The organism is Paraburkholderia sp. FW306-2-2C-D06C (assembly GCF_058781505.1).
Map to the genome: position 1 here is coordinate 1 of NZ_JBYSWU010000067.1, position 20,662 is coordinate 20,662.

Here is a 20,662-nt window from a genome sequence, read left to right on the forward strand (position 1 = left end):
GATCATGAACACGATATCCATAACGCCCGTCCCTCAAACCCCGTTTACACGGGACCCAAATTCAACAGCCTGCTAGGTCTGGGTAGCGTATTCAGTGATGCCGAGCAACTGGCCGAGACTTTTCTCGCCCCGCATCCGCGACGTTTCGATGCGCTCTTCCAGGTCGCGCAGATGCGCTTCCATATGCGCCATCGCGCCGGCTGCATCGCGTGCCTCGATGCAATCGACGATTGCCGCGTGTTCCGCGTGTTCACACGGCGCGTGGCCCGGCGGCTCATATACGCCGACGATCAGCGAGCAGCGCGACACCAGTTCCTTCAGATAGTTTTGCAGGATCGAATTGCCCGCCAGCACGGCGATGCGCATGTGGAAACCGCTGGCGAGCGTGGCCCACGACGGCTGATCGAAGCGATGCATCGCCTCGTGCTCATCGGCCAGTTGTTGACGCAACAACTCGATGTCCTTGCTGCTCGCGCGCTGCACGGCCAACTCGACCAGCATGCGTTCGACGGAGCGCCGCGCCTCGAAAATCTCGCGCGTTTCCTCCGGCGTCGGCGCGGCGATCACCGCGCCCTTGTTGGGCCGCAGCACGACAATGCCGTCGTAGGCGAGCTTTTCCAGCACCCGCCGCACGACGGCGCGGCCCACGCCGAACAGCTGGCACAACTCGGGCTCCGGCAGCTTCGTGCCGGGCGTCAGGCGGTGGTTCAGGACGCCGTCGAAGATCGACTGATAGATACGTGCGTCGACGTCCGCGTCCTCCTTGCGCGCCATCTTTGCGGTGGCCACGCCGGCTTTCGCGCTCATGCGAGTGCCGGGCGCAGCGCGCCTTCCCGTTCCAGTTCGTCCATATGACGCGCGATTGCGCCCGGCGTCGTGATCCATACATCGCCCTTCGCTCGCGCCGCGGCGATATGCGCAAGCGCGCGGCGCAGATGGCGCAGCCGGTACGGCTGCCCGACCAGATACGGATGCAGCGCGATGCCCATCACGAGCGCCTGCGGCTTCGTTCCACGATTGGCCTGCTCGAGCATCTCGTCGAACTGATCGACGATCATGTCGGCGAACGCGCGTCCGTCCATATGACGCGCCACCATCATCGGCAAATCGTTGAGCTCCTGCGGGTACGGAATCGACCACAACGGCGCGCCGCGCGTGGCCATCCGCACGGGACGGTCGTCGTGGCACCAGTTCAGCGTGTAGCGATAGCCGGTCTCGGCCAGCAGATCGGGCGTGAGATGTGACTCCGAGATCCACGGCGAGAGCCAGCCGTCCGGCGGCGTGCCGGCTTCTTCGGCGATGCGCTCGCGGCAATGCAGAAGCAGCGCACGTTCACCGCTTTCGTCGAGATCGCTCTGCCGGTGCGCATTCGTATGGCCGTGACCGATCAGTTCATCGCCGCGCGCAACGCAAGCCGCAACCAGCTCCGGGCAATGATCGTAGAGCGCTGTGTTGATGAGCGTGCCGGCCGGCAAGTCGAGCTGATCGAACAGTTCGATGCAGCGCCACGCCCCCACCCGGTTGCCATACTCGCGCCAGCTGTGATTCAGCACGTCCGGTTGCGGCGAGATTGGCCCGAGCGCGGCGCCGAGTCCTTCGCCGAAAGCAAAGTGCTCGATGTTAAAGCCCAGATAGACGGCGAGTCCCGTGTCGCCGGGCCAGCGGAACCCATCGCTGTCCGTGATCGGCCGATAGGCAAAACGGCCATGCGTGGCGAGCAATTGGCGAGCGCGGTTCTCCGCTGCTGGCATGTTCCGTGATTCTTTCATTTGAAGAAAGCCATGGGTGACGATAAGCGACGGGAACGCGCCGGATGAACCGGGTTGGCCGGATCATGCCCCGTGACGGATCGAAGACGCACCGCGATCGCGCAAATAAATCCATTTGATCGCCGACGATCGATACATCAGATCGTTTGCAATATGTGAGCCAACTTGTAGACGTTAAGCACCGCAGCACGTTTGCAATCGACAAGCGTGACGACGCAACGGATGGCACATGTCTTGCATTTGCATGGTTTCGCGCAGACGGCGCTTGCGTCACGTTTGTATCACGCTTGTATCACGCTTGTGCCACGCCTGCGCCCAGCCTTCGCCGTTCACGAGGACATCCCCTTCATGATTCAGCCTGCTTCAGCGGTGCTCGAAACCAAAGCCGCCGATATCGAACTGGTGCACGTCTCGAAGCAATACGGCGACGCACTCGCGGTCGACGCTATCGATCTGCGTATCGCGGGCGGCCGGTACTGCTGCCTGCTCGGGCCATCCGGATGCGGCAAGACGTCGACCTTGCGCATGATCGCGGGGCATGAATCCGTCACCGAAGGCGACATTCTGATCGCGGGCCGCAACGTCACGCGCGAAGAACCCGCCGCCCGCGGCACCGCGATGGTGTTTCAGAACTATGCGCTGTTCCCGCATCTGAGCGCGCTCGATAACGTGGCGTTCAGCCTGAAGATGCGTGGCGTCGCAAAGGACGTTCGCCGCAAACGCGCGGGCGAACTGCTGGAACTCGTCGCGATGTCGGCGTATGCCGAACGCAAACCGGCGCAGCTCTCCGGCGGCCAGCAGCAGCGCGTGGCGCTCGCGCGTGCGTTGCTGAATCAGCCCGGCTGCCTGTTGCTCGATGAACCGCTGTCCGCGCTCGATCCCTTCCTGCGCGTTCAGATGCGCGCCGAACTCAAGCGCTGGCAGAAGGAACTCGGCATCACCTTCGTGCACGTCACTCACTCGCAGGAAGAAGCGATGGCGCTTGCCGACCTGGTGGTCGTGATGAGCCATGGCCGCATCGAACAAAGCGGGTCGCCGCATGAAGTCTTCAACCGCCCGCGCACCGAGTTCGTCGCGCGTTTTCTTGGCGGACACAACGTATTCGACACGAACGGCCGCTTGTTTACCGTGCGCGCCGACCATCTGCGCGTGGTGCCGCACGGTGTGACGCCGGTCCAGACCGCGGGCGGCGAAAGCGGTCTCGCGCGAATCGGCGGTGTGCCCTGCACGGTGCGCGAAGCCGAATACCAGGGCACCCATTTGCGCATGACACTCGACCCGCTCGACGGCTCGCCTGAACTGATCTCGCTCGTGAGCGACGGCGAATACGATCCGGCAAGGCTCGGTCCCGAGGCGCGCGTGGTGGTCTGGTGGAACGAACAGGACGCCCACCCGCTGGCGGCCTGAGCGTTTGCGCGGCATTGCGTTATGCGGCCGTGTGCGGCCGTGAAGAGAGCGACTGATCTGGAACGTCAACCGGGCGCGAACTGAATTTCAACTGAGCGCCAACTGAGGAGAAAGCAATGAGTGAAGCGAACGAGAGCCCGGCAGCGGCCGCATCCGACCTAACGGAAAAAGGCCTGTCGCGCCGCACGTTCATCAAGGGCGCGGTGGCGGCGGCCGGTATTGCCGGTTTTCCGTACGTGCACGCGCAGGAGAAGATCACGTTGCGCTATCTCGGCACGGCGGTCAACCAGAGCGCCGACATCGCGAAGAAATTCAAGGAAGACACCGGCATCGAGATTCAATACGTGCCGGTGACCACCGACGACGTCGCCAAGCGCATCATCACGCAGCCGAACTCGTTCGACATTGTCGACACCGAATATTTTGCGCTCAAGAAGCTGATTCCGGCCGGCACGCTCGCGGGCCTCGACGCGAAGCGGATCAAACTCGCGGACAAGATCACCCCGGTGCTCACGCGCGGCGAAGTGAACGGCAAGAAGATCGGCGACCAGGGCACCGCGCCGAAAAAGGTGATGTTCCTGACCGGCCCCCGCTCCACCGAATTTTCGGCGACGCCCACCGAATGGATGACGCTGATTCCCACCACCTATAACGCCGATACGCTCGGCATTCGCCCCGACCTGATCAAGCGCCCGATCAACAGTTGGGCCGAGCTGCTCAATCCGCAGTTCAAGGGCAAGGCGGCGCTGCTCAACATTCCCGCGATCGGCATCATGGATTCGGCGATGGCGATCGAGGCGATGGGTCACGTCAAGTACGGCGACAAAGGCAATATGACGAAGGCCGAGATCGACCAGACCATCAAGATTCTGATCGAAGCCAAACGCGCCGGGCAGTTCCGCGCGTTCTGGAAGGACTTCAACGAAAGCGTGAACCTGATGGCCTCCGGCGAAGTGGTGATCCAGTCGATGTGGTCGCCGGCAGTGACCAAGGTGCGCACGATGGGTGTCGCCTGCACGTTCCAGCCGCTCAAGGAAGGCTATCGCTCGTGGGCATCGGGCTTCGGCTTTCCGCGCTCGCTGCAAGGCAAGAAGCTCGATGCCGCGTATGAGTTCGTCAACTGGTTCCAGAACGGCTGGGCCGGCGCCTACCTGATGCGCCAGGGCTACTACTCGGGCGTGCTCGAAACCGCGAAAACCCACATGCAAGCTTACGAGTGGGACTACTGGATCGAGGGCAAACCCGCCACCCAGGACATCAAGGCGCCGGACGGCCAGTTGCTCGAAAAGGCCGGCACCGTGCGCGACGGCGGCTCGTACAACCAGCGCATGGGCGCGATTGCCTGCTGGAATGCGGTGATGGACGAGAACATCTATATGATCCAGAAGTGGAACGAGTTCATCGCGGCCTGATTGACGCAGCTGTTTGACACGCTGCCGGCGCATCGCACGCCGGCAGCCGCTGCATTTCCGGCAGCGCAGTCATTCCACCGCAGTCATTCCACCGCAGTAATTCCGCCGCAGTCATTCCGCAGTCATTCCCCAGACACCGCCCATGGCAACGATCGAACTCCCCTCCCACGCGCAGGACGAACCCGCCAGGCACCGGCGCGCACCGGCATGGTTGCAGGCCACCCCGCTCACGCTGACGTTCGCGCTGTTCTTCATCGTGCCGCTCGTCATCACGCTGATCGTCAGCTTCTGGGACTTCAACGAATACCAGATCATTCCAGCCTTCACGCTGAAGAACTACGCGGCGATTTTCAACGGCTGCTCGTCCATGACGGATGTCTGCGTGACCTTCAAGACATATTGGTCCACGCTCAAGTTCTGCGCGATCGTGTGGGCCGTCACGTTCGTGCTGGGGTTTTCGATCGCGTACTTCCTGTCGTTCCACGTGCGCACGACGAGCATGCAGACGGTGCTGTTCCTTGTCTGCACGATTCCGTTCTGGACCTCGAACGTGATCCGGATGATCTCGTGGATGCCGCTGCTCGGCCGCAATGGACTCGTCAACCAGGCGCTGCTGGGCGCGCATCTGATCGACCAGCCGCTCGAATGGCTGCTGTATTCGAATTTTTCGGTGGTGCTGGCGTTCGTGCACCTCTACACGTTTTTCATGATCGTGCCGATTTTCAACGCGATGATGCGCATCGACCGCTCCTTGCTCGAAGCGGCGCGCGATGCCGGCGCGAGCGGCTGGCAGGTCATTCGCAACGTGGTGTTGCCGCTCTCGAAGACCGGTATTGTGATCGGTTCGATCTTCGTGATCACGATCGTCATGGGCGACTTCCTGACCGTTGGCGTGATGGGCGGCCAGCAGATTGCATCGGTCGGCAAGATCATTCAGGTTCAGACCAGCTACCTGCAATTTCCCGCCGCGGCGGCTAACGCGATCATTCTTCTGGCCGTTGTGCTGATGATCGTGTGGGGTTTGACGCGGGTGGTCGATATCCGCAAGGAGCTTTGATATGCAGGCCAATCGCCTCAAACACCGCGAGCACCGGCCGGCGAGTTTTTACTGGCTCGCATTGCTGTTCGGCTTGTTCGTGCTGTTTTTGTATGGCCCGGTCATCACGATTTTCATTCTGTCCTTTCAGGGACCCGAGGGCGGGCTGACGTTTCCGATGCGCGGCGTTTCGCTGCACTGGTTTGCCGTGCTGCGCGACGGGGTCGGCGACGTCGATATCTGGGCCGCGTTTGGGCGATCCGTGCGGCTCGCTTTGGTGGTGACGGTTCTTACCGTGCTGTTTTCCGTGGCAGCGGGGTTGGCTTTTCGCAGGCGCTTTCGGGGCGATACGGCGGTGTTTTATGTGTCGGTTGCCAGTCTGATCATGCCTTCCATTATCGTTTCGCTTGGAATCGGATTGACGTTCCGGTTGCTGGACAACGGTATCAGGTACCTCGCTGCCGCATGGGGATATCAGTCTCTTGCCGACAGCTATACGACTTCGATGGGGTTGTTGACCTCTGCGCTTGGTGCGCACCTCACCTGGACTTTGCCCTTTGGTTTGTTGGTGATGTTTGCTGTTTTTAACCGGTTCAATCCGGCTTACGAAGAAGCTTCGAGGGATTTGGGCGCCACGCCGTGGCAGAGTTTCCGGCATGTCGTTCTGCCGATCATCGGCCCTTCGGTTGTCGGCGTTGCCATGTTCGGGTTCACGCTCTCATGGGATGAGATTGCTCGTACCTCGCAGGCGATCGGTGACCAGAATACTTTGCCGCTCGAGCTGCAGGGTCTTACCACTTCGGTGACTACGCCCGTGATTTACGCGCTTGGGACGATGACCACGGTTTTGTCATTTGCTGTGATGGGTTTGTGCCTGCTTGCCGTGAGGGGGTTGGCGCGAAAGCGCACGGTTGCTTGAGTTTTTGATTTCACGAACGCGGCATGTGGCACAGTATCGTCGAGCGCAAGCGTTACGCTTGCGGAACTGGACAACGATCACAGCCACATGAAAAACCTGACTGCGTACGAACCCCCGGTCGACGAAGACGCGCTTTTGATGAAGTGGATCCGGCGCGTGCGCGAATCCCAGATGAGCCATTACGACATGGCCGACCTGCTGTCTGCGCGGGACCGCCGCGTCGGCTGGCTGGTGACCGCGCTGACCGCCTTTGTCGGCACGGCGGTGTTTGCGTCCTTGAATGCGGCGGCCGTCTCTCCGGCTTTCAGGATCATCGTGGGTCTCGTGAGCGTGACGGCCGCGGTCTCCGCCGCGCTGCAAACCTTCTTCCGATTTGCGGAGCGCGCGGAAAAGCATCGCGCCGCCGGAGCGAGGTACGGCGCGGTGCGGCGCCGGCTGGAAGCGGTCTTTGCGGGCGACACCGATGCGCGCGACGGCCACTATCTCACCGCGATTCGCGACGAACTGGACCGGCTGGCGGAAGATTCGCCGAACGTGCCGCCGGCGGTTTTCTATCGCACGCAACGCACCCTGTCCGGCGACGCCGAAAGAAGCCGCGGTGAATGAACGCACCACAAAGTTAGTGTGGATTCGACGTTAGCACGCGTCCAGGGTCCCAGACGGCGCTTAAGCTTCATTTAAGGCCGCACCCCGCACAATGTACGACGCTGCGCCAGCCCAATTCGGCATATTTTTCCGTACAGAATTCGCAGCAGGCCAAGCCCGCCGGGCAATATTTACACCTGCAACGGCCTTCGCCCGCGCCCGATTATGGTATTGTCCGCCGGACGCTCTAAAGCTCATTGCCACGCTTTATCGGGAAGCGTAATCGCTCCCTAAAAAATATTATGGAAGTCCAAAACGCCCGCCGTTGGGCACCACGGGGAAAGCGAGCCTGGCTTGCCGCAGCCGCCGCATTGGCGATCGCCAGCGGTGTGCGCCTGCTGCTTCACCCGCTCATCGGCCCGATCATGCCGGGCACCGCGTTCTGCATCGCGGCGTCACTGGTCGAATATTATTTCGGTCTCGCACCGGCATTGACAGTGATGCTGCTCGGTCTTGGTGTCGCCGACTATCTGTTCGTTCCGCCCTACGCGACCATTGCCGTCTTCGATCGCGAAGACGTGATCCTGCTCGTCTCCTATCCGCTGGTCACGCTGTTGGTCATCGTGCTGGTCGAACGCCTGCGGCGCGCGCAGTTTCGCGCGGAGCTGATCGCATCGGTCGCGCAATCGCGCTATGAAATGCTGCTGCGTCATGACAACGAACGCATGCTCGCGCGCCGCGCCGTCGACGAAACACACCGGCTGTTGCGGCATCTGTCGCATCATCACAAGACCTTTATCCTCATCCAGGCACTCGAGCGCAACGCGCTGCACCAGGCGGACGACATCAAACCGCAAGGCACGCTGCCGCGCCTGCCCAACGAGATCGCACCCGGCCCGCGCTTTGCCGAAGTCCATCCCGAAGATATCCAGCGGCTCAGCAATGCATTGTGGCCCGGCAGCCATCGCGTCCGGCTGAGCAGCGGCGACGGCCGGTCGAAACTGACCGAGTGCGTGTGCGAACGCTTCACCACGCATGCGGGCGACTTCCTCGTGCTGCGGATCGGAACCTGAGCCATGAGTGGACCGACCAGCCTGTTCTATCCCGGCGACGACCATGCGGTGCTGATGCTGCACGGCCTGTCCAGCTCGCCGCTTGAATTGCGTTTCCTCGCGCGCCATCTGAACGCCGAAGGCTTCACGACCAGCGCGCCGCTTCTCGTCGGCTACAGTGCAGGTTTCGACGAAGCGGCCATGGAAGTCTGGCTCGACGCCGCCGTGCGCGAGTACGACGCGCTGGCCGCGCGCTTTGCCCGCGTGTCGATCTGCGGCCTTTCGATTGGCGCGGCGCTGGCGCTCGCGCTCGCGCACCGCCGCCCGCAAGCTCAAGCCGTGGTGCTGCTGTCGCTGACGCTGTCCTACGACGGCTGGGCGATCCCCTGGTATCGCTTTCTGCTCGACTGGGCGTACTTCACGCCGCTGCGCAACCGCTGGCGTTATCGCGAGGAGACGCCGTTCGGTCTGCGCAACGAAGCGCTCAGAGCGAAGATCGCGCGCGCCATGCAGCGCAGCGACTTCAGCGAAGTCGGCCCGTCGACCATTTCGTTGCCGGCGTTGCACCAGGCGAGCCGGCTGGCCGCGAACGTGCGCACGCTGGTGCGCGACATCAAGACCGATTGCCTGATCGTCCACGCAATCGACGACGAAACGTCGAGCCCGCACAACGCCCGTTTTGTCGCCGGGAATATCGGCGCCGCTTTTTTACGCACCATCTGGCTGGATGACTCGTATCACATGATCACATCGGACAACGAGCGAGAGATCGTCGCGCGCGAAACCGTGCTGTTTCTGCGCGAAAGTGAAGTGGCCCACAGCAATAGCGACGGCGAGAGGCCGCAGGTCGTATCGAAGGCGTTGGCGCGGCGCCTGCGGCAACTCGCGGCGCTCGGCAAGGAGCGCGCATGACGCTCAGGCTCGGCAAACCGGCTCGCGCGCCGCTGCTGCTTGCGGCGGCTTGCCTCCTTGCGGCAAGCGTAGCGCGCGCTGACGATCAGAGTCCGGCTGCGGACACGCAGGCGCCTGCGAACGCGAACGCGAGCGCCGACAGCAAATGGAAGATCGCGCTCGGGCCCGGCGTGATGGTCACGCCCAAGTATCCGGGCTCGCGCCAGTTGAGCGTGTTCCCCTTCCCTGCGCTCGACATCTCCTACGACGACCGGATTTTCTCGCAAGGTCCCGACGTGCTCGGCATCAACGTGTTGCGAGGGCCGGCGTATCACCTGGGCGCTGCGCTCAGTTTCGATTTCCAGACCCGCAAGGAATCCGACGATCCGCGTCTGCACGGTCTCGGCGACGTGCACAGCGGCCCCAAGCTCAAGCTATTCGCCGATTACACGGTGTGGGCGTTCACGGGTTCGGTCGCGCTCTATCAGGATATCGCCGGACATCATCAGGGCACGACGGTGAGCACGGACGTGGTCGCTTCCGCGCCGGTCGGTGGATGGCTGTTCTCGGTGGGGCCCGGATTGACCTGGGCGAATGGCACCTATACGCGGACGTTCTTTGGCGTGTCGAGTCAGCAGAGCGCCGCTTCGGGGCTGCCGGTATACAACACCAGCGCCGGTGTGCGGGACATTCATATGAATGCGGTCGTCACTTACGATATTTCCAGACACTGGGTTGGGTCGGTGTCGGCAACGTTTGGACGTCTGGAGCATAACGCGGCTAATAGTCCGATTACCGAGCGGAGGTTTGAGCTAGATACGCTCGCCTCGGTGAATTATCGGTTTTAGCCCTGCCAGGCGGGGTTTTTGTTGTGCCTGCGGTGTTACGACCGCCCTTCGATATCGCCGAGATCGATCCCGAGCTCCGCGGCCATACGCGCAACCAGCACGTGAAGCCGGCTCACTTCATCAGCGAGCCTCTTCTGCTCGGCCTTAACAGCCTCGAACGCCGACAACGGCGCACTATCCTCATCGCCTCCCGCTTGAGCGATTTCACTCGCGCTGACTTCCCCGCATAACAGATGCATCCAGCGGTTCTCACGCTCGCCCGGCGTGCGGGCCAGTTTCACCACGCGAGGTGGTTCACCAACGGCGAGTTCGTCGAGAAACGCCTCGACCGACGAGATGTCCGCAAAACCGTGCAAACGCGCGCTGTTCAGCCGTAACTCGGCCGCGGTCTGCGGGCCGCGCAACAGCAGCGTGGTCAGCAACGCAGCCGACTGGCCCGGCAGCCCAAGCACGCGATTCATGTTGTGCTCGAACCGCGGCACACGGCTGCTGCTGCCCTCCAGAACCAGGCTCAGACGCTTCAAGCTGTCAATGGCAGTCAGCACCTCCGCTTCAGTGGCGCTCATCACCGGTGCGCGACCGGTTTTCTGGTTGCAGCCCAAAGTCAGCGCGTTGAGCGAAAGCGGATAACTGTCCGGCACAGTGTGCTGTTTTTCGACCAGCACGCCGAGCACGCGCCCTTCGAGTTGCGTCAGAGCACGGATGGACGGGCGGGAAAAAGCGTCAGGATTGGAGTTCATAGATGATGTCACGGCGGACGCCGCCGGGTCGCGTGGACCGGCGTGCATAGCGTCGCACAGCCGGGCGGAGTTTTTAGTTTGTGAGCCCTATGATAAACGGCCCAGGCACCCTCGGTGTATGAATCTCCGCAGCAACACGCCGCGCGCGGCGCTACGCGGCACGACGCATGCCGCCGCACAAAGCCCATTCCCGACGGAGCTTCCGCCCGGATTTTTGTTTCGTTGACGATTTTCCATATTCGAGATAATTTCTCGAATATGGAAAATTCAATCACCGACGACAACGTCATCGACCGTCGTATCGCCCAGCGTTTGCGGGCGCTGCGTGCCGAACGCAACTGGTCGCTCGACGATCTGGCGAAGCTTGGCAACGTCAGCCGCGCGACCTTATCGCGCCTCGAAAACGCCGCCGTGAGCCCTACCGCGAGCGTGCTGGGCAAACTCTGCGTCGCCTACGGTCTGCCGATGTCGCGTCTGATGCATATGGTCGAGGAAGACTTTGCGCCGCTGGTGCCGCGCAGCGCGCAGCCGGTTTGGAGCGATCCCAGCGTCGGCTTCCGGCGGCGCTCGGCGTCGCCGCCGGCGCAGGCGCTGAGCGGCGAAGCGCTCGAGTGCGAACTTGACGCCGGCGTGCGCATCACTTACGACGCGTCGCCGAGACCGGGCCTCGAACATCACCTGATCCTGCTCGAAGGACAATTGCAGATCACTGTCGGCGGGCAAAGCCACGACCTTCAACCCGGCGACTGTCTGCGTTACCAGCTGTTCGGTCCCAGCGCGTTCGTGACGCCCGCACATTGCGCCGCCCGCTACATTCTTTTCATCGTGTGAGCCCGCATGACTGCAACCACCCCGATGAGCTTCTCCGCCGACGATCTGATTCGCCATACCCAGGAACTCGGCGCGCTGCTGCGCGCCTGCGTTCATGACGGCGCCAGCATCGGTTTCGTGTTGCCTTGCACGGTCGAGGAAAGCGAGGCGTTCTGGAACGCCAAGGTGCTGCCGTCGCTGCAAGCCGGTTCGCTCGTGCTGCTGGTGGCACGCTGCAAAGGCCGCATCGCGGGGACGGTTCAACTCGATTACGACACGATGCCGAACCAGCGTCACCGCGCCGAAGTGCGCAAGCTGCTGGTCCATCCCGAGTTTCGCCGCCAGGGGATCGCCAAGGCGCTGATGACCGAACTTGAAGCCCGCGCAAGCCAGTTGCAGCGCAGCCTGCTCACGCTCGACACGCGCACCGGCGACAAGGCCGAGCCACTGTATGCATCGCTGGGTTACCGGACGGTCGGCGTGATTCCGGGCTTCTGCCGCGATACGATCGAAGAGCGGCTCGATTCGACAACGATCATGTACAAGGCGCTTTGAGAAAGCATCGGCGGTTCGCTGTCAGGCCGCTTTCGAAGATTTGAAAGTACCTTGCGCGCCGCCTTCTCCGCTTGCCGCCGTTATGCGTTCAACGGCGCGAATCGAGCGCGATCCGCACCGCCAACCCCGCGAGCACGGTACCCATCAGCCAGCGTTGCACCCGCAGCCACACCGGCCGGCCGCCGAGAAACACGGCAATCGAACCCGCCATGCTGGCGATCAGCGCGTTGACGGTAACGCTCACCACGATCTGCACGCAGCCGAGCACGATCGACTGCGCCAGCACGCTGCCGTGCCCCGGCGAGATGAATTGCGGCAGCAGCGACAAGTACATCACCGCGATCTTCGGATTCGCGAGGTTGGTCACGAGTCCCATCGTGAACAGTTTGCGGCGGCTGTCGTGCGGCAGATCGCGCACCTGGAACGGCGAGCGTCCGCCGGGTTTGACCGCCTGCCACGCCAGATACAGCAGGTAGAGCGCGCCGCCGAAACGCAACGCGTCATACGCATAGGGCACTGTCAACAGCAGCGCGGTAATGCCGAACGCGGCGCAGAACATGTAGAACACAAAACCGAGCGCGACGCCACCGAGCGATATGAGCCCCGCGCGACGCCCCTGGCAAAGGGAGCGCGAGATCAGATAGATCATGTTCGGCCCAGGCGTGAGCACCATGCCGAGCGAAACCAGGCCGAAGGCAAGCAGCGTTGTGACAGCGGGCACGGCGTTCTCCTCTGGAAAAGTGAAATCTGGCAGTGCCGCCAAATATAGCCTATATCGCGGGCACCCGGCTCACACTCGGCCTTGGGCGCGCCCCTGCGCAGGCGTCAGCGGCGCAAAATGTGTATCCTCACCGATGTTCCCGGCGCCGCCGAGGCGACCGGGGTCATCGCAAGGAGATGCCATTGACCGACCACGCTGATTCTTCCCCATCCTCCAAGCCGCAGATCGATCCGGCATTGCTCGAACTCGCGCACGAAGTCTTCGAACTTGCACGACGCGGTGATGCCGCGATGCTCGCCGCGGTGATCGAAAAAGGCGTGCCGCCGAATTTGCGCAATGACAAAGGCGACAGTCGCGTGATGCTGGCGAGTTATCACGGTCACGTGGATGCGGTGCGGACGCTGCTTGAGCATGGCGCCGATCCGAACCTGCGCAATGATAATGGGCAGACACCCATTGCCGGCGCCGCGTTTAAGGGCTTTGACGCCGTGATTCAGGTATTGCTTGTGCATGGCGCGGATGTCGAGGGTGCGTCGCCGGATGGGCGCACTGCTCTTATGGTCGCTGCCATGTTCAATCGCACGGCGATTGTCGATCTGCTGATTGCCCACGGGGCAGATCCCGGTGCGCGTGATTTGAACAGAATGACTCCAAATCGACATCGACACCGGCGAGTTCCCCAATCCTCTCGACAGTAACGTCCGCGGCCGAATTACTGCTCATCGAAAAGGCGATACGCCTCTTTTCAACGGCCTGGCGCTACTGCCGCCGCACCTGAAGCTTTCCATATTGCGTCCGCACAAAACGCCGTACCGTTCGCCACATCAACGGATAGCGGTAGCCCGGCACCGCGAACAGCACCAGCGCGCCGAGCGCCAGCAGACCGCAGAACAGGAACGTGCCGCGATAGCTGAACGCCTGCACCAGCAAACCCGACAACACGCCCGACAGAATCGATCCGAGCCGCGCCGCGTTGAAGAACAGCGCGGTTGCGCGGCCCGGCGAATCCGGCATCAGATCCTGCACGTAGGTCATGCCGAGGCACGAGGTCACCGCGACCACGAAGGCGTTGAGCATCTGCATCGGGATCAGCACGTCGACGTGCCCGGCCAGCGACATCGCGATGAAATAGACCGCGTGCACCGCAGCGCATGCGGCCAGCCAGTTCGGTTTGTGCAGCGTCGACGATTTCGCGCCGAGCGCGAGCATCATCGGGATTTCAGTCAATGCGCCGAGGCCGAGCATGATCGACACGTCCAGATGCGTGCCGTTCAGGCCATGCACGATGTAGAGCGGCAGCACGATCATGGTGGCGTTGGCGGCGAGGCCAAGCAGCGTGAGCGCGGCTACCGCGCGGCGAATGTCGCTCGGCGAAGCGACACCCGGCAGGTCCTCGTGCGCATCTTCGCCGGGGGCGGTCAATGGCGGCACCGTGATCGACGCCGACGGCTCGGATGCCGTGTCCTCCACCGTGTGATCGCCCAGATGGCCTTGCGGCTCCCGCATCCGCCAGACGATCGTCGCGCAGGCGGCAAAGCTTGCCGCGGCGAACAGAAAGAGCCCGTAGAAACCGCTCGCCGCGAGCACCAGCGCGCCCACCGACGGACCGAACACCCATGCCGCAGACAGAATGGTCCGCAAGGTCGCGCTGGCGAACGCGCGCTCAGCCGGGTCCGGCACCGGCAGCGCCGCGCGGCTGAACGAGAACACCAGCGAGATGGCCGAGCCGCCCGCGCCGATAAAGGCAATGCCGACCGCCAGCAACAGCCGGTAATCACGCACTACGCATAAACACAGATAGCCGAGCGCGGCGGCTACCAGCGACGCCAGCAGCAAGGGCCGGTGCCGTCCGCTCGCGTCGCTCCAGCGGCCGGCCAAGGTGCTGGCGAGCACGCCGCTGGCGGCGATCAGCGTCATGAATACGCCGAGCCTGAACGGCGTCATGGCGGCGCGTTCGACGCCGAACAGCGACAGATACGGAGCGGTAAACGACATCGCCACCCCGAGCATGAGGGTGGCGGCGGCCAGCGGCTTGAAGCCAGGGATGCGCAGCAGATCGAAAAAACGTGAGGTCTTCAGCACGGGTGGCGGTGGTCAGGGAACGCGAGCCGCTGCCAGGCGCCATGGGCGCCAAGGAATGCATGGCCGGATCGACGGAGCATTATCGGCCGACCTCGCTTGCGCGTAAACCCGTGTACCCCGCGTCCCAAATTCGCGTAGCGTGCCGTCGCTGACGATCTCGCAACGAGGAAAACGCTGCTTGCCGTCCGTTGCGCGCATTGCTTCGGCGGGCGTGCTTCGGCGGACGTGCTTCGGGACGTGCATTAGCGCGGTGGATGCCTCGCAAGATTCGCTCCCGCTTTGCCGCCCTCGCCGCTACATCGTCACAGAACGACGTAACCGCGCTTTTCGAGCGTCCGCAGGTGCCATTGATTGCCGTAGACGCCGCAAGCGATGCAGAACAGGATCGACAGCGCCAGTCCGATCAGGTCGCCCGCACTGCCCCACAGGCCCGCAAAGAAAAGCATGATATTGACCGCCAGCATGACGAAAGCGGCAAACCACATTCTCTTTGACAAAGCCCACACGAAGCCGAGCAGGAGCGCGCCCCAGCTGAAGCCGGTGGCGACGGCGACCGTTTCGTCCTTGCCCGGGTAATGCAGATAGATTCGTTCTCCCATTTCCTTTCCTGAACGCGATGACACGCCGCTGCTTTGCGGCAAATGATGATGTTTAACACGCCCGGTTGGCAAGAACGTGTGTCTGCCTACATTTTCATCGAACGCGTGCGGATCATGAACGACGCCGTACCGGGTATCTGCAAAATATTAGTTGCCTTGCTAACCATATTGCGCTTCAATGGAGCCCATGTTCGATCATTGCCTTTACTTCAATTCATCCGCGCTGGCGCGGCTTGTCGAGCGCGAATGGGGTGCGGTGTACGCGGAATTCGGGCTGACGCCGCCGCAAGGTTTTGTGCTGCGCGTCGTGTTGGCCACGCCCGGCTGCCTGAGCAGCCAGGTTGCCGACTTGCTGGGTATTGCGCGCCCTACCGCGACGCGGCTGATCGATAACCTGAGCGACAAGGGGCTGGTGGAGCGCCGTCAAGGCGAAACGGACGGCCGCGAGTGGTGCGTGTACGCCACGCGTGCAGGCAAGGCGCTGGAACGCCCAATTAACGAGGCCAGCTCGCAAATCGCCAAGAATCTGCGTGCGAAGATCGGGGCCGAATTGTTCGAATCGGCCGTGACGTCGATGCACGGGGTACGGAAGGCGCTTGGTTGAGGCGCGTTTTTTTCAATCCAATGATTGTCTTGCTAACTATAAAAAGAGAGGAAGGAATGAAAGATCTGGCGACTCCCCCGTGCCCGGGCCGCAAGGGTCTGTGGCGCTTTAGTGCCCGCTCGCGGCTATCGGTCGATTGGATTTTTGGTCTCTTGATAGGTGTTTCGCTTTGCGTGTTGCTGGGTATCGCGATTGCTTGTGCACCCGGCAGCGTGCGAAGCAATAACGAGCGCTGTATGCAAGCGCTCGCCGATGAGCAACACGTGAGTGTCGAGGCGTTTTTTCAGAATCCTGCTGGGGAAGATGTCCTTGCTGAAGCTGTTGCGCAATGTACCAGGTGATTTTTCTTACCAAATCCGCAATTATCAACAATATCTCGCCTGAAGAGGCAACCAACATCGGGAGTCACGATGGCCACGCAAACAGCTTACTCACAGAAAGCCCCCTCGCGCGCCGAGGTAGACACCCTCCCGGGCGCCACGGTATTGGAATTCGGCACAGACTGGTGCGGCTACTGCCAGGGCGCGCAGGCGTCGATCAGCAAGGCCTTCGAACCACACACCGGCATTAGGCATCTAAAGATTGAAGACGGACCCGGCCGCCCGCTGGGCCGCTCCTTCAAGGTCAAATTCTGGCCAACGCTGATCTTCATGCGCGATGGAGCCGAAGTCGCACGCATAGTGCGCCCCGCCAACGCGACCGAGATTGCCGAAGCCTTCACGTCTCTCTGATCCGCGCGCGGATCCGGGCGCGATCACAGCGTGCCCCGCCGCAACGCGTAAGCGACAACCCATCATGCGACAAGCCATCCATCACTTGAGCGTCAAAGCCCGCACCAGCGGACTCGTCGAGTTCACCGACGAAGCGCGCCGCTTCGTCGCCGAACAGGCGATCGGCACCGGCCTGTTGACGCTGTTCTGCCGTCACACTTCAGCTTCGCTATTGATCCAGGAAAACGCCGATCCTGCCGTGCAACGAGATCTGGAACGCTACTTCGCGAGCCTTGCGCCCGAAGACGCCGAGCGTTACGAACACAATGCCGAAGGACCGGACGATATGCCGGCCCACCTTCGCACGGCGTTGACGCAGGTGCAATTGTCGGTGCCGGTCGAGCACGGCCAGATGGTGCTCGGCACGTGGCAAGGTCTTTACCTGTTCGAACATCGCCGTCGCACGCAACCGCGCGATATCGTGCTGCACCTGATCGGCGAATGATCTGCTGCCGGCGCTGTCGAAGCAGACAGCAGACTCCGGCAGCAGATATCTGCAAATGCGTTTGCTGCACTGCTTTATCCGTCAACCGGCTTAAAGGGAGCAACATCTCATGGGCACCCATAGCGAACTGCAGGCTACCGTCGATGCGATGGTCCAACCCGGCAAGGGCCTTCTCGCCGCCGACGAAAGCGGCCCGACCATCGCCAAACGCTTCAGGACGATCGGCCTCGAATCCAGCGAGGAAAACCGCCGTGCGTACCGCAATCTGCTGCTGACCACGCCCGGTCTCGGCGAGTTCATCAGCGGCGTGATCCTCTACGAAGAAACGCTCGGTCAGAAAGCGAACGACGGTACGCCGTTTGCGCAGCTGGCCGTCAGGAACGGCATCGTGCCGGGCATCAAGGTAGACCTCGGCAAGATCCCGCTTGCGCTCGCCCCCGGCGACGAAATCACCGAAGGCCTCGACGGCCTCGCCAAACGCTTCGTCGACTACAAGCGGCAAGGCGCGCGCTTTGCCAAATGGCGCGCGGTGTACAACGTCACGGCAAGTCTGCCGAGCCGGCTCGCGATCGAAGCGAATGCCGATTCGCTGGCGCGTTACGCGGCGATTTCCCAGGAAGCGGGCATCGTGCCGATCGTCGAACCGGAAGTGCTGATAGACGGCGATCACACCATCGAGCGCAGCGCCGAAGTGACCGAGGCAGTGTTGCACGAGGTCTTTCACGCGCTGCATCGGCATCGTGTCGTGCTCGAACACATCCTGCTGAAGCCGAGCATGGTGCTGGCCGGCGCGGATCATGCCCAGCAATCGACCACTGCGGAGATCGCGGCGCAAACCTTACGGGTGCTCAAACGTACGGTGCCGTCCGCCGTGCCGGGCATCGTGTTCCTGTCCGGCGGCCAAGCGCCGGAAGAAGCCACGGCCAATCTCGACGCGATGAATCGCCTCGGGCCGCTGCCGTGGAATCTGAGCTTTTCATATGGACGGGCGTTGCAGGAACCGCCGCTGCAAACGTGGAAAGGCGAGGCAAGCCACGTCGAAGAAGCGCAAAAGGCCTTGCTCAAGCGTGCGCGCCTGAATGGCGCAGCAGCGCTCGGCCAGTACGACACGACGCAGGAAAAGAAGTAACGTGGGCGGCAACCGATGGTCCGCCATGCCGGGACATATAAGGTCGTGGCGGCCCGGCCGCGCCGTGCATGGCGGCCGGCAAGCTTACGGTTCGCACGCAACCAGCGCGTGCAGTTCGTCGATATTGAACGGCTTGGCGAGAATCGCCACGCCAAGACGGCGCGCCCGTTCGAGTTCGTCGGCGTAGCCGGTCATCAGCGCGATCTTCTGCGCCGGCCACGCGCTGCGTACTTTTTCCGCGAGGTCGATACCGCTGAGCTTGCCCGGCATCTGGATGTCGGATAGCACGAGTTCGAACTTCGCGCCGCCGCTCAGCACGTCGAACGCCTGATCGGCGGTGGGTTCATGCCGCACTTCGCAACCGAAGGTCTCCAGCACCGCGGCCACACCCGCCGCCACGTCCTCGTTGTCTTCGACCAGCAGAACCATGCCGGGCGACGAAGGCGCCGGCTGATACGCCGCTTCGGCGCCGGGCGCCGCCTTATGACGCTCGCGATAGCGCGGCAGATAAAGCCTGACGGTGGTGCCGCTGCCCGGCACGCTGTCGATCCTGGCCGCGCCCGCCGCCTGTTCGCACATCGCGAGAACCTGGGCGAGACCGAGGCCGCTGCCCGAGCCGCGCAGTTTGGTGGTGAACAGCGGTTCGAACGCGCGCCGCGCAACCGCTTCGGGCATGCCCTCGCCGTCGTCCGAGCAGGCAATCAGCACGTATTCGCCGTCCGGCAGCAACGTATCGCTGCTCACCAGCCGATTGTTCTGGCAGCGGATCACAAAACGGCCGCCACGCGGCATTGCATCGCGCGCGTTGACAGCAAGGTTCACGAGTGCGAATTCGAGGTCGGTCGGATCGGCCAGCACCGGCCAGACGTTGTCGACGATGTTCAACGCCACTTCCACGTTGTCGCCGAGCGCTGCGTCGATCAGCGGCACGACTGCGGGCAGCCATTGGGCGAAGTCGAGCGGTTCCTGTTTGAGCGGCTGCTTTTTCGCGACGCTCAATAGACGCCGCGTCAGCGATTCAGCGGTGGCGGTTGCGCGCTCCACCGCGAGCACTTCTTTTTCGAGGTTGTTAAAGCGCTTCAGCCGCGCAAGCTCGGTGTTCGCCGACACTACCATCAGCAGATTGTTGAAATCGTGCGCGACGTTGGCGACCAGATTGCCGAGCGCGCCCATACGCTGCAATTGCCGGCTCGATGCCTCGGCGGAAAGACGCATCGCCACTTCGCCCTGCCAGCGCTCCCACGCGCGGCGCTCCCCTTCGAGTCGACGCAGCGAGAAAAACACCAGCAGCCAGATCGCGAGGCACGGCACGGCCGTGATCGCCGCGATCAGCATGAAATGGCCGCGCCACGCGCCGGTGATCGACGCGGTTGCGTAAGCGCTCATCACGTAGAGCGGATAGTCGCCGACGCGGCGAAACGCCAGCAAGCGTTCGACGCCGTCCACCGTCGAGGTCAGGCGGATGTGACCGAACAGCTGTTGGTCGCGCAATGCGGCGATGAACGCGCTCTGCGCTTTTGGCTGGGCGCCCGCGGGCCATGCCGGATAGCGGACCAGCAGATTGCCGTCCTGGCGGTATAAGCCTAGCGACAGCGACGCATCCCCACTCGTCAGATCACGATAGAAGCGCGAGAAATACTCATTACGTAGCGCGACCGACACCACACCGAGGAATGGCCCGTTGATACCCGAGCGGCCAATCGCCGTGTTGAACACATCGGTTCGCGACAGCGGCCCGAACATCGGCAGCGAAAAATACGGGTGTGGACGCATTGCTTTGGCCGCAGTGAAGTCCTCGCGCTGCGCAACCGACATCGCCGGCGCCGGATAGACGCGGCTCGACACCAGCAGATCGCCGGCCGCGCCGAACACCGCGATCGACGCGACCTGTGGGAAATCGCCGCCGATTTCGCGCAAGCGATCGTGCAATGCGGCTTCATGCGCGCGTATTCCCGTGTCGTCCTCATCGCCCAATAGCTCGACGATGCGCGAGGCCATCTGCTGATTGAGGTCCAGCACCTTGACGGCCTGTTCCTCAGCCACGCGCGCGAGCCTGTCGATCATGTCGTTCGAATCCGCGATGCGGCGCTGGTAGTCGAAATAGCCATAGCCCGCGAGGCAGGCCAGCGGAAACACAATCGAAACGGCAAGCACGATCAGCAGCACGCGCCGCGTCGCCGCGAAGTTTCGCGAGGGCATCGGGAAATCGACTGCGACACGTTCCGCACGCTGCACGGTCACGATCTCCATGAAAAATGGCAACAGGTCGGGGTGAGCGCTGCACCGCG

At 62.6% G+C, this 20,662-nt stretch carries 23 protein-coding genes; 16 read left to right on the plus strand and 7 right to left on the minus strand.

The window, feature by feature from the left end:
- Positions 1-72 precede the first annotated feature (72 nt).
- Entirely contained in the window at positions 73-807 is a 735-nt protein-coding gene (locus AC3WLT_RS33135) for a GntR family transcriptional regulator (protein ID WP_492595834.1), read from the minus strand.
- The gene (locus AC3WLT_RS33140) at positions 804-1,769 is read right to left on the minus strand and encodes a polysaccharide deacetylase family protein (protein WP_492595835.1); all 966 of its coding nucleotides are present in this window, start codon (positions 1,767-1,769) and stop codon (positions 804-806) included. Before AC3WLT_RS33140 ends, AC3WLT_RS33135 begins: the two co-directional genes overlap by 4 nt.
- Positions 1,770-2,117: 348 nt before the next feature.
- Here AC3WLT_RS33140 and AC3WLT_RS33145 point away from each other — a divergent pair, with 348 nt between their 5' ends.
- From AC3WLT_RS33145 to AC3WLT_RS33180, 8 genes are all read left to right on the plus strand, one after another.
- Positions 2,118-3,176, plus strand: a complete 1,059-nt coding sequence (locus tag AC3WLT_RS33145; RefSeq protein WP_492595836.1) for an ABC transporter ATP-binding protein — start codon at positions 2,118-2,120, stop codon at positions 3,174-3,176.
- Positions 3,177-3,292: 116 nt separating this feature from the next.
- Positions 3,293-4,588, plus strand: coding sequence for an ABC transporter substrate-binding protein (locus AC3WLT_RS33150; protein WP_492595837.1), 1,296 nt, complete (start codon positions 3,293-3,295; stop codon positions 4,586-4,588).
- 142 nt (positions 4,589-4,730) lie between these two features.
- Positions 4,731-5,645 carry an ABC transporter permease gene (locus AC3WLT_RS33155; RefSeq protein ID WP_492595838.1) on the plus strand — a complete coding sequence of 305 codons (915 nt, stop codon included), beginning with the start codon at positions 4,731-4,733 and terminating at the stop codon, positions 5,643-5,645.
- Position 5,646: 1 nt separating this feature from the next.
- Positions 5,647-6,543, plus strand: a complete 897-nt coding sequence (locus AC3WLT_RS33160) for an ABC transporter permease (RefSeq protein WP_492595839.1) — start codon at positions 5,647-5,649, stop codon at positions 6,541-6,543.
- A gap of 87 nt (positions 6,544-6,630) precedes the next feature.
- Positions 6,631-7,149 carry an SLATT domain-containing protein gene (locus tag AC3WLT_RS33165; RefSeq protein WP_492595840.1) on the plus strand — a complete coding sequence of 173 codons (519 nt, stop codon included), beginning with the start codon at positions 6,631-6,633 and terminating at the stop codon, positions 7,147-7,149.
- Positions 7,150-7,430: 281 nt separating this feature from the next.
- Positions 7,431-8,201: a DUF4118 domain-containing protein gene (locus AC3WLT_RS33170; RefSeq protein WP_492595841.1), complete on the plus strand. Its 771-nt coding sequence runs from the start codon at positions 7,431-7,433 to the stop codon at positions 8,199-8,201.
- 3 nt (positions 8,202-8,204) lie between these two features.
- Positions 8,205-9,092: an alpha/beta hydrolase gene (locus AC3WLT_RS33175; protein WP_492595842.1), complete on the plus strand. Its 888-nt coding sequence runs from the start codon at positions 8,205-8,207 to the stop codon at positions 9,090-9,092.
- Complete coding sequence (locus tag AC3WLT_RS33180) at positions 9,089-9,919, plus strand: MipA/OmpV family protein (RefSeq protein ID WP_492595843.1); 831 nt, start codon at positions 9,089-9,091, stop codon at positions 9,917-9,919. Before AC3WLT_RS33175 ends, AC3WLT_RS33180 begins: the two co-directional genes overlap by 4 nt.
- A 35-nt stretch (positions 9,920-9,954) precedes the next feature.
- Here AC3WLT_RS33180 and AC3WLT_RS33185 read toward each other — a convergent pair whose 3' ends face one another.
- Positions 9,955-10,659: a YceH family protein gene (locus tag AC3WLT_RS33185; RefSeq protein WP_492595844.1), complete on the minus strand. Its 705-nt coding sequence runs from the start codon at positions 10,657-10,659 to the stop codon at positions 9,955-9,957.
- Positions 10,660-10,917: 258 nt separating this feature from the next.
- Between AC3WLT_RS33185 and AC3WLT_RS33190 the strand changes: the two genes are divergently transcribed.
- A complete protein-coding gene (locus tag AC3WLT_RS33190) occupies positions 10,918-11,490 on the plus strand; it encodes a helix-turn-helix domain-containing protein (RefSeq protein ID WP_492595845.1) in 573 nt (190 codons plus the stop codon).
- Between the two features lie 6 nt (positions 11,491-11,496).
- Complete coding sequence (locus tag AC3WLT_RS33195; protein WP_492595846.1) at positions 11,497-12,024, plus strand: GNAT family N-acetyltransferase; 528 nt, start codon at positions 11,497-11,499, stop codon at positions 12,022-12,024.
- A gap of 88 nt (positions 12,025-12,112) precedes the next feature.
- Here the strand turns inward: AC3WLT_RS33195 and AC3WLT_RS33200 are convergent, their stop codons facing one another.
- Positions 12,113-12,745 (minus strand): LysE family translocator, encoded by a 633-nt coding sequence (locus AC3WLT_RS33200; protein ID WP_492595847.1) that lies wholly within the window; start codon positions 12,743-12,745, stop codon positions 12,113-12,115.
- 182 nt (positions 12,746-12,927) lie between these two features.
- Here AC3WLT_RS33200 and AC3WLT_RS33205 point away from each other — a divergent pair, with 182 nt between their 5' ends.
- Complete coding sequence (locus AC3WLT_RS33205; RefSeq protein ID WP_492595848.1) at positions 12,928-13,443, plus strand: ankyrin repeat domain-containing protein; 516 nt, start codon at positions 12,928-12,930, stop codon at positions 13,441-13,443.
- A 61-nt stretch (positions 13,444-13,504) separates the two neighbouring features.
- Here AC3WLT_RS33205 and AC3WLT_RS33210 read toward each other — a convergent pair whose 3' ends face one another.
- Complete coding sequence (locus tag AC3WLT_RS33210; protein WP_492595849.1) at positions 13,505-14,827, minus strand: sugar efflux transporter; 1,323 nt, start codon at positions 14,825-14,827, stop codon at positions 13,505-13,507.
- Between the two features lie 302 nt (positions 14,828-15,129).
- Positions 15,130-15,426 carry a DUF2628 domain-containing protein gene (locus AC3WLT_RS33215; protein ID WP_492595850.1) on the minus strand — a complete coding sequence of 99 codons (297 nt, stop codon included), beginning with the start codon at positions 15,424-15,426 and terminating at the stop codon, positions 15,130-15,132.
- Positions 15,427-15,613: 187 nt separating this feature from the next.
- On the opposite strand from AC3WLT_RS33215, the gene AC3WLT_RS33220 reads away from it, so the two are divergent.
- The 5 genes from AC3WLT_RS33220 (at position 15,614) to AC3WLT_RS33240 (ending at position 18,374) form a co-directional block, all read left to right on the plus strand.
- On the plus strand, positions 15,614-16,030 hold the full coding sequence (locus AC3WLT_RS33220; protein WP_492595851.1) for a MarR family winged helix-turn-helix transcriptional regulator: 417 nt from the start codon (positions 15,614-15,616) through the stop codon (positions 16,028-16,030).
- A gap of 56 nt (positions 16,031-16,086) precedes the next feature.
- A complete protein-coding gene (locus tag AC3WLT_RS33225; RefSeq protein WP_492595852.1) occupies positions 16,087-16,371 on the plus strand; it encodes a hypothetical protein in 285 nt (94 codons plus the stop codon).
- 69 nt (positions 16,372-16,440) lie between these two features.
- Positions 16,441-16,761, plus strand: coding sequence for a thioredoxin family protein (locus tag AC3WLT_RS33230; protein WP_492595853.1), 321 nt, complete (start codon positions 16,441-16,443; stop codon positions 16,759-16,761).
- Positions 16,762-16,825: 64 nt separating this feature from the next.
- The gene (locus tag AC3WLT_RS33235; protein WP_492595854.1) at positions 16,826-17,245 is read left to right on the plus strand and encodes a secondary thiamine-phosphate synthase enzyme YjbQ; all 420 of its coding nucleotides are present in this window, start codon (positions 16,826-16,828) and stop codon (positions 17,243-17,245) included.
- A gap of 109 nt (positions 17,246-17,354) precedes the next feature.
- Complete coding sequence (locus AC3WLT_RS33240) at positions 17,355-18,374, plus strand: class I fructose-bisphosphate aldolase (protein WP_492595855.1); 1,020 nt, start codon at positions 17,355-17,357, stop codon at positions 18,372-18,374.
- Between the two features lie 84 nt (positions 18,375-18,458).
- On the opposite strand, the gene AC3WLT_RS33245 is transcribed toward AC3WLT_RS33240, so the two are convergent.
- Positions 18,459-20,624, minus strand: coding sequence for a hybrid sensor histidine kinase/response regulator (locus AC3WLT_RS33245; protein WP_492595856.1), 2,166 nt, complete (start codon positions 20,622-20,624; stop codon positions 18,459-18,461).
- Positions 20,625-20,662 lie beyond the last annotated feature (38 nt).

Bases quoted from the DNA above. Each gene is read 5' to 3' on its own strand.
- AC3WLT_RS33135 (WP_492595834.1), bottom strand. From the start codon at position 807: ATGAGCGCGAAAGCCGGCGTGGCCACCGCAAAGATGGCGCGCAAGGAG.
- AC3WLT_RS33140 (WP_492595835.1), bottom strand. From the start codon at position 1,769: ATGAAAGAATCACGGAACATGCCAGCAGCGGAGAACCGCGCTCGCCAA.
- AC3WLT_RS33145 (WP_492595836.1), top strand. From the start codon at position 2,118: ATGATTCAGCCTGCTTCAGCGGTGCTCGAAACCAAAGCCGCCGATATC.
- AC3WLT_RS33150 (WP_492595837.1), top strand. From the start codon at position 3,293: ATGAGTGAAGCGAACGAGAGCCCGGCAGCGGCCGCATCCGACCTAACG.
- AC3WLT_RS33155 (WP_492595838.1), top strand. From the start codon at position 4,731: ATGGCAACGATCGAACTCCCCTCCCACGCGCAGGACGAACCCGCCAGG.
- AC3WLT_RS33160 (WP_492595839.1), top strand. From the start codon at position 5,647: ATGCAGGCCAATCGCCTCAAACACCGCGAGCACCGGCCGGCGAGTTTT.
- AC3WLT_RS33165 (WP_492595840.1), top strand. From the start codon at position 6,631: ATGAAAAACCTGACTGCGTACGAACCCCCGGTCGACGAAGACGCGCTT.
- AC3WLT_RS33170 (WP_492595841.1), top strand. From the start codon at position 7,431: ATGGAAGTCCAAAACGCCCGCCGTTGGGCACCACGGGGAAAGCGAGCC.
- AC3WLT_RS33175 (WP_492595842.1), top strand. From the start codon at position 8,205: ATGAGTGGACCGACCAGCCTGTTCTATCCCGGCGACGACCATGCGGTG.
- AC3WLT_RS33180 (WP_492595843.1), top strand. From the start codon at position 9,089: ATGACGCTCAGGCTCGGCAAACCGGCTCGCGCGCCGCTGCTGCTTGCG.
- AC3WLT_RS33185 (WP_492595844.1), bottom strand. From the start codon at position 10,659: ATGAACTCCAATCCTGACGCTTTTTCCCGCCCGTCCATCCGTGCTCTG.
- AC3WLT_RS33190 (WP_492595845.1), top strand. From the start codon at position 10,918: ATGGAAAATTCAATCACCGACGACAACGTCATCGACCGTCGTATCGCC.
- AC3WLT_RS33195 (WP_492595846.1), top strand. From the start codon at position 11,497: ATGACTGCAACCACCCCGATGAGCTTCTCCGCCGACGATCTGATTCGC.
- AC3WLT_RS33215 (WP_492595850.1), bottom strand. From the start codon at position 15,426: ATGGGAGAACGAATCTATCTGCATTACCCGGGCAAGGACGAAACGGTC.
- AC3WLT_RS33220 (WP_492595851.1), top strand. From the start codon at position 15,614: ATGTTCGATCATTGCCTTTACTTCAATTCATCCGCGCTGGCGCGGCTT.
- AC3WLT_RS33225 (WP_492595852.1), top strand. From the start codon at position 16,087: ATGAAAGATCTGGCGACTCCCCCGTGCCCGGGCCGCAAGGGTCTGTGG.
- AC3WLT_RS33230 (WP_492595853.1), top strand. From the start codon at position 16,441: ATGGCCACGCAAACAGCTTACTCACAGAAAGCCCCCTCGCGCGCCGAG.
- AC3WLT_RS33235 (WP_492595854.1), top strand. From the start codon at position 16,826: ATGCGACAAGCCATCCATCACTTGAGCGTCAAAGCCCGCACCAGCGGA.
- AC3WLT_RS33240 (WP_492595855.1), top strand. From the start codon at position 17,355: ATGGGCACCCATAGCGAACTGCAGGCTACCGTCGATGCGATGGTCCAA.
- AC3WLT_RS33245 (WP_492595856.1), bottom strand. From the start codon at position 20,624: ATGGAGATCGTGACCGTGCAGCGTGCGGAACGTGTCGCAGTCGATTTC.